Here is a 6,582-nt window from a genome sequence, read left to right as displayed (position 1 = left end):
GCGGAGTCGGGAACGACTCCGCCGTCCGCGGCCGGACCCGCAGGACTGACAGCGGGAACACAGGCACGACGGGCAAGGCGGGCAAGGCCGGCGGGCAGGGCTCCAAGGGCGGCCTGAGCCGCGCCCTCGCCACCCACTGGTACGCCTGGGCCATGGTCGCCCCGGTGGTGCTCGTCCTCGGCGTGATCATCGGCTGGCCGCTGGTCCGCGGCGTCTACCTGTCGCTGACCGACGCCAACGAGCGCAATGTCGCCCGCGACATCGGCGCCCGCCACATCGACGCCACGTACGAGTTCATCGGACTCGACAACTACACGGCGGTGCTCGGCGACCCGGTGTTCCTGCAGCGGCTGGTGTGGACGGTGGTGTGGACGGTCGCCTGCGTGTCCATCACGTTCGCGCTCGGACTGGGCCTCGCCACCATGCTGAACCGGCAGTTCCGGGGCCGCGCCGCCTACCGGATGGCGCTCATCCTGCCCTGGGCCGTGCCCGGCTTCGTCTCCGTCTTCGCCTGGCGGTTCCTCTTCAACCGCGACAACGGCATCCTCAACAAGGTCCTCGACGGGGGCGGCATCGCCGCCGTGCCCTGGCTCGACGACCCCACCTGGGCGAAGTTCTCCGTCATCGCCGTCAACGTCTGGCTGGGCATCCCCTTCATGATGGTCGCCCTCCTCGGCGGCCTCCAGTCCATCTCCGGAGAGCTCTACGAGGCCGCCGAGATGGACGGCGCCGGCCCCTGGCAGCGCTTCCGCCACATCACCCTGCCCGGGCTGCGCGCGGTCAGCATGACGGTGATCCTGCTCTCCACCATCTGGACCTTCAACATGTTCCCGGTGATCTTCCTGCTCACGCGGGGCGGACCGGGCGACTCCACCGAGATCCTGGTGACCCAGGCGTTCCGGGAGGCGTTCATCACCAGCCCGCGCGACTTCGCCGTCTCCGCGACCTGGGGTGTGCTGATCCTCCTGCTGCTCATGATCTTCGCGCTGGTCTACCGGCGCTCGCTGCGCAAGCAGGGAGAGGTGTGGTGACCATGACCACGACCCGCACGCGGACCCGGGGCAGCCGCTCCCCCCTCGCCTCCGCCGGCCTGCACGCCACGCTCCTCGTGGCCGCCGTCATCGCCGTCTTCCCGGTCCTGTGGATCCTGCTGACCTCGCTCAAGCCCGCGCAGTACGCGATCAGCACGGACTTCGTGAAGGAACCGACCTTCGCCAACTACCGCTACCTGCTGGAGTCCAGCCACTTCATCGACTGGTTCCTGAACTCCGTCCTGGTCGCCGGCGTCACCACCGTCCTCGGTGTGTTCATCGCCGCCACCACCGGATACGCGGTCAGCCGCTTCAAGTTCCCCGGTATGCGGCCGCTCATGTGGACCCTGCTCATCACGCAGATGTTCCCCATGGCCATCCTGATCGTCCCGCTCTACAACCTGATGGGACAGCTCGGTCTGCTCAACCAGCCGATCGGCCTGATCATCACCTACCTCACCATCGCCGTGCCGTTCTGCGCCTGGATGATGAAGGGCTTCTTCGACACCATCCCGGTGGAGATCGACGAATCCGGCCGCGTCGACGGGCTCAACCCCTTCGGCACCTTCTGGCGGCTCATCCTCCCGCTCGCCAAGCCCGGCCTGGCCGTCACCGGCTTCTACGCCTTCATCACCGCCTGGGGCGAAGTCGCGTACGCCTCCGCCTTCATGGTGGGCGAGGAGAACCTGACCCTGGCCGGCGGCCTCCAGACCTTCGTCACCCAGTACACCTCCAACTGGGGTGCCATGAGCGCCGCCTCGGTGCTCATCGCCATCCCCGCGGCGATCTTCTTCGTATTCGCCCAGCGTCACCTCGTCGCCGGGATGACGGCAGGCGCCACCAAGGGCTGACCACCCGCGCCCGCCCGCTCCCCTCCCGGCCCGATCTCTCCAAGGACGACATGACCCAGCACCTCGCCGACGCCCTCCCCACCTCAGCCGGTACCACGCCCGGCTGGTGGAGAGACGCGGTGATCTACCAGGTCTATCCGCGCAGCTTCGCCGACTCCGACGGGGACGGCATGGGGGACCTCGAAGGGATCCGCAGCCGGCTGCCCTACCTCAAGGAGCTGGGCGTCGACGCCGTCTGGCTCAGCCCCTTCTACGCCTCCCCGCAGGCCGACGCCGGCTACGACGTCGCCGACTACCGGGCCATCGACCCGATGTTCGGCACCCTCCACGACGCCGACGCCGTGATCCGCGAGGCCCATGGCCTGGGCCTGCGCATCATCGTCGACCTCGTCCCCAACCACTGCTCCGACCAGCACGAATGGTTCAAGCAGGCACTGCGCGAAGGCCCCGGTTCCCGGCTGCGGGAGCGCTTCCACTTCCGGCCGGGCCGGGGCGCGGACGGCTCCGAGCCGCCGAACGACTGGGAGTCGATCTTCGGCGGGCCCGCCTGGACCCGGGTCGCGGACGGCGAGTGGTACCTGCACCTCTTCGCGCCCGAGCAGCCCGACTTCAACTGGGACCACCCGGCCGTCCGCGACGAGTTCCGCTCCATCCTGCGGTTCTGGCTGGACCTCGGCGCCGACGGCTTCCGCGTCGACGTGGCCCACGGCCTGGTCAAGGCCCCCGGCCTGCCCGACCTCGGCGCCCGGGACCAGCTCAAGCTGCTCGGCAACGACGTCATGCCCTTCTTCGACCAGGACGGCGTGCACGAGATCTACCGCTCCTGGCGGCGGATCCTCGACGAGTACGAGGGCGACCGCGTCCTCGTCGCCGAGGCGTGGACCCCGACCGTGGAGCGCACCGCCCGCTACGTCCGCCCCGACGAGATGCAGCAGGCGTTCAACTTCCAGTACCTGACCAGCGACTGGGAGGCCGGGGCGCTGCGCGAGGTCATCGACGGCTCGCTGGCCGCGATGCGGCCCGTCGGCGCCCCCACCACCTGGGTGCTGTCCAACCACGACGTCACCCGGCACGCCACCCGCTTCGCCAACCCCGCCGGGCTCGGCACCCAGCTCCGCGAGCCCGGTGACCGCGCACTCGGCCTGCGGCGGGCCCGCGCGGCCAGCCTGCTGATGCTGGCGCTGCCCGGGTCGGCGTACGTCTACCAGGGCGAGGAGCTCGGCCTGCCCGACGTCACCGACCTGCCGGACGAGGTGCGCCAGGACCCGTCGTTCTTCCGCGCGGCGGGCCAGGACGGCTTCCGCGACGGCTGCCGGGTGCCGATCCCGTGGTCCGGTACGCAGGCCCCGTACGGCTTCGGCACCGGCGGGAGCTGGCTCCCGCAGCCGGACTCCTGGGCCGGGCTGAGCGTGGAGGCGCAGACCGGCGACCCCTCCTCCACCCTGGAGCTGTACCGCACCGCCCTGCGGCTGCGCCGCGAGCACCCGGACCTGGGCGCGGGCGAGTCGGTGGACTGGCAGGAGGCCCCGGAGGGCGTCCTGGTCTTCCGGCGCGGCCGGTTCCTGTGCGCGGCCAACACCACGGGCGCGGCGGTACGGCTGCCCGTCTCCGGCGAGGTGCTGCTGTCCAGCGGCGCCCCGGCCGAGGACGGCGTACTGCCGGCCGACACCACGGTGTGGTGGCAGGTGACGTCGGGGTGACCTCGCCCTTGCGGCTGACGGACATCGCCGCGCAGGCCGAGGTCAGCGAGGCGACCGTCAGCCGTGTGCTCAACGGCAAGGCGGGCGTCGCGGCCGGCACCCGGCACAAGGTGCTGGCCGCGATGGACCTGCTGGGCTACGAGCGGCCCGTACGGCTCAAGCGGCGCAGCAACGGGCTGGTCGGGCTGCTGATCCCGGAGCTCACCAATCCGATCTTCCCCGCCTTCGCCCAGGTCATCGAGCAGGCCCTCGCCGGGCACGGCTACACGCCGGTGCTGTGCACGCAGACGCCCGGCGGGGCCACCGAGGACGAGCTGGTGGAGCAGCTGGAGGAGCGCGGTGTCACCGGCATCGTGTTCCTGTCCGGCCTGCACGCCGACGCCCACGCGGACCCGGCCCGCTACCAGCGGCTCGCGGCGCGGGGGCTGCCGTTCGTGATGATCAACGGCTTCAACGAGCACGTGAACGCCCCCTTCATCTCCCCGGACGACCGGGCGGCCGCCGACATGGCCGTCCGGCACCTCCAGGACCTCGGGCACCGGCGGATCGGGCTGGCCATCGGGCCCACCCGGTACGTGCCCTCCGCCCGCAAGGAGCAGGGCTTCCGGGCGCTGCTGCCCGAGGCGGAGGAGCAGGGGCTGATCCAGCGCACGCTGTTCACGGTCGAGGGCGGCCACGCGGCCGGTGTCGCCCTCCTCGACCGGGGCTGCACCGGCATCGTCTGCGGCAGCGACCCGATGGCACTCGGCGTGATACGGGCCGTGCGCGAGCGGGGGCTGCGGGTGCCGCAGGACGTCTCGGTGGTCGGCTTCGACGACTCCCCGCTGATCGCCTTCACGGACCCGCCGCTGACGACGGTCCGCCAGCCGGTCCGCGCGATGGCGACGGCGGCGGTGGGCGCCCTCCTGGAGTCGGTCTCCGGCACGCCGGTCCAGCGCACGGAGTACGTATTCCAGCCGGAGCTGGTGGTGCGCGGCTCGACGGGAGAGGCACCGGCGTAGGGGGCTGAGCGGCCGGCCGCCGCTCGGCCCGCGGCCCGCGGCCCCGGTCTCCAGCGCAAGCGGGGCCGGGGCGCCTTCATGTCCGCGTGCCTACAGGCGCGTTGAACGGCTCATCGAGCAACATCCCTCCCGGAAGCGGCACAAGGCGGCCGCCGGCGGCGAAACAATTCTGCAATCTCTTGCGCAAGGTCTTGCAACAGTCTGGGGTGCCGCCCTACGGTCGCCTGCAATCCCCACACCTCTTCCGCCAGGAGGACCCCCCATGTCTGTCAGAGCCGCCAGACCCGCAAGAGCATCCAGAACCGCCCGCGTCGCCGCCCTCGCGGCCCTGGCCGCCCTCGCCGGCGGGGTGCAGGCGCCGCAGGCCGTGGCCGCCGCGCCCGGGACCAAGGACGTGACCGCCGTCCTCTTCGAGTGGCGCTTCGACTCCGTCGCCAAGGCGTGCACCGACTCGCTCGGGCCCGCCGGATACGGCTTCGTGCAGGTGTCGCCCCCGCAGGAGCATGTCCAGGGCAGCCAGTGGTGGACCTCGTACCAGCCCGTCAGCTACAAGATCGCCGGCCGGCTCGGTGACCGGGACGCCTTCCGGGCCATGGTCGGGGCCTGCCACTCCGCCGGGGTCAAGGTCGTCGTCGACTCCGTCATCAACCACATGGCCGGCCCCGCCGACGCGAACGCCACCCTCACCGGGACCGGCGGTTCGACGTATACGAAGTACAGCTACCCCGGCCTCTACTCCGGCGCCGACCTCGACGACTGCCGGGCCACGATCACCGACTACCGCAACCGCGCGAACGTCCAGAACTGCGAGCTCGTCCAGCTCGCGGACCTCGACACCGGCGAGGACTACGTGCGCGGCCGCATCGCCGGCTACCTCAACGACCTGCTCTCGCTCGGCGTGGACGGCTTCCGCATCGACGCCGCCAAGCACATGCCCGCCGCCGACCTCGCGAACATCAAGTCCCGGCTGACCAACCCGTCCGTCTACTGGAAGCAGGAGGCGATCTCCGGCGACGGCGAGGCCGTCTCGCCCACCGAGTACCTCGGCACCGGCGACGTCCAGGAGTTCCGCTACGCCCGCGACCTCAAGCGGGTCTTCCAGAACGAGAACCTGGCCTACCTCAAGAACTTCGGCGAGCCCTGGGGTCATATGGCCAGCGGCAGCTCCGGTGTCTTCGTCGACAACCACGACACCGAACGCCTCGGCGACACGCTCAGCTACAAGGACGGCTCCGCCTACACCCTCGCCAGCGTGTTCATGCTGGCCTGGCCCTACGGTTCCCCCGATGTGCACTCCGGCTACGAGTGGACCGACAAGGACGCCGGCCCGCCCAACGGCGGTACCGTCAACGCCTGTTACAGCGACGGCTGGAAGTGCCAGCACGCCTGGCGCGAGATCTCCTCGATGGTCGCCTTCCGGAACACGGCCCGCGGTCAGGGCGTCGTGAACTGGTGGGACAACGGCGGCGACCAGATCGCCTTCGGCCGCGGCTCCAAGGCGTACGTCGCCCTCAACCACGAGGGCTCGGCCCTCACCCGGACCTTCCAGACCTCCCTCCCGGCCGGCGGCTACTGCGATGTGCAGAGCGGACGCACGGTCACCGTCGGCGCGGACGGCCGCTTCACCGCCACCCTCGGCGCCGGCACCGCGCTCGCCCTGCACACGGGCGCCCGTACCTGCTCCGGCACCCCGGCGGGCTCCGCCGGGGCCTCCTTCGCCGCGAACGCCACCACCAGCGTCGGCCAGAACATCTTCGTCACCGGTGACCGGCCCGAGCTCGGCGGCTGGAACACCGGCAGCGCCCTCAAGCTGGACCCGGCCGCCTACCCCGTGTGGAAGCTCGACGTCGCCCTGCCGCCCGGCACGGTCTTCGCGTACAAGTACCTGCGCAAGGACGCCGCCGGGAACGTCACCTGGGAGGGCGGGGCCAACCGGACCGCGACCGTCCCCGCGAGCGGCAGGGTCACGCTGAACGACACCTGGCGCAACTGACTCCCC

5 protein-coding genes are annotated in these 6,582 nt (G+C 71.2%); all 5 read left to right on the top strand.

Going from position 1 to position 6,582, the window contains the following annotated elements:
- The coding region (locus ABZ873_RS23720; RefSeq protein WP_360875456.1) for a sugar ABC transporter permease at positions 1-1,031 on the top strand (1,031 nt) is incomplete at its 5' end.
- Between the two features lie 2 nt (positions 1,032-1,033).
- Positions 1,034-1,882 (top strand): carbohydrate ABC transporter permease, encoded by an 849-nt coding sequence (locus ABZ873_RS23715; protein ID WP_360875455.1) that lies wholly within the window; start codon positions 1,034-1,036, stop codon positions 1,880-1,882.
- Positions 1,883-1,932: 50 nt separating this feature from the next.
- A complete protein-coding gene (locus tag ABZ873_RS23710) occupies positions 1,933-3,582 on the top strand; it encodes a glycoside hydrolase family 13 protein (RefSeq protein ID WP_360875453.1) in 1,650 nt (549 codons plus the stop codon).
- Positions 3,579-4,583, top strand: a complete 1,005-nt coding sequence (locus ABZ873_RS23705; RefSeq protein ID WP_360875451.1) for a LacI family DNA-binding transcriptional regulator — start codon at positions 3,579-3,581, stop codon at positions 4,581-4,583. Before ABZ873_RS23710 ends, ABZ873_RS23705 begins: the two co-directional genes overlap by 4 nt.
- A gap of 262 nt (positions 4,584-4,845) precedes the next feature.
- The gene (locus ABZ873_RS23700) at positions 4,846-6,576 is read left to right on the top strand and encodes a carbohydrate-binding module family 20 domain-containing protein (RefSeq protein WP_360875449.1); all 1,731 of its coding nucleotides are present in this window, start codon (positions 4,846-4,848) and stop codon (positions 6,574-6,576) included.
- Positions 6,577-6,582 lie beyond the last annotated feature (6 nt).

It is taken from the genome of Streptomyces sp. NPDC047014 (assembly GCF_040644195.1).
In the GTDB taxonomy this organism is placed as follows: Bacteria; Actinomycetota; Actinomycetes; order Streptomycetales; family Streptomycetaceae; genus Streptomyces.
Note: the sequence above shows the minus strand (reverse complement) of the source record. Positions and strands in the feature narration are given on the sequence as shown.

Coding starts and splice junctions, on each gene's coding strand:
- ABZ873_RS23715 (WP_360875455.1), top strand. CDS start 1,034: ATGACCACGACCCGCACGCGGACCCGGGGCAGCCGCTCCCCCCTCGCC.
- ABZ873_RS23710 (WP_360875453.1), top strand. CDS start 1,933: ATGACCCAGCACCTCGCCGACGCCCTCCCCACCTCAGCCGGTACCACG.
- ABZ873_RS23700 (WP_360875449.1), top strand. CDS start 4,846: ATGTCTGTCAGAGCCGCCAGACCCGCAAGAGCATCCAGAACCGCCCGC.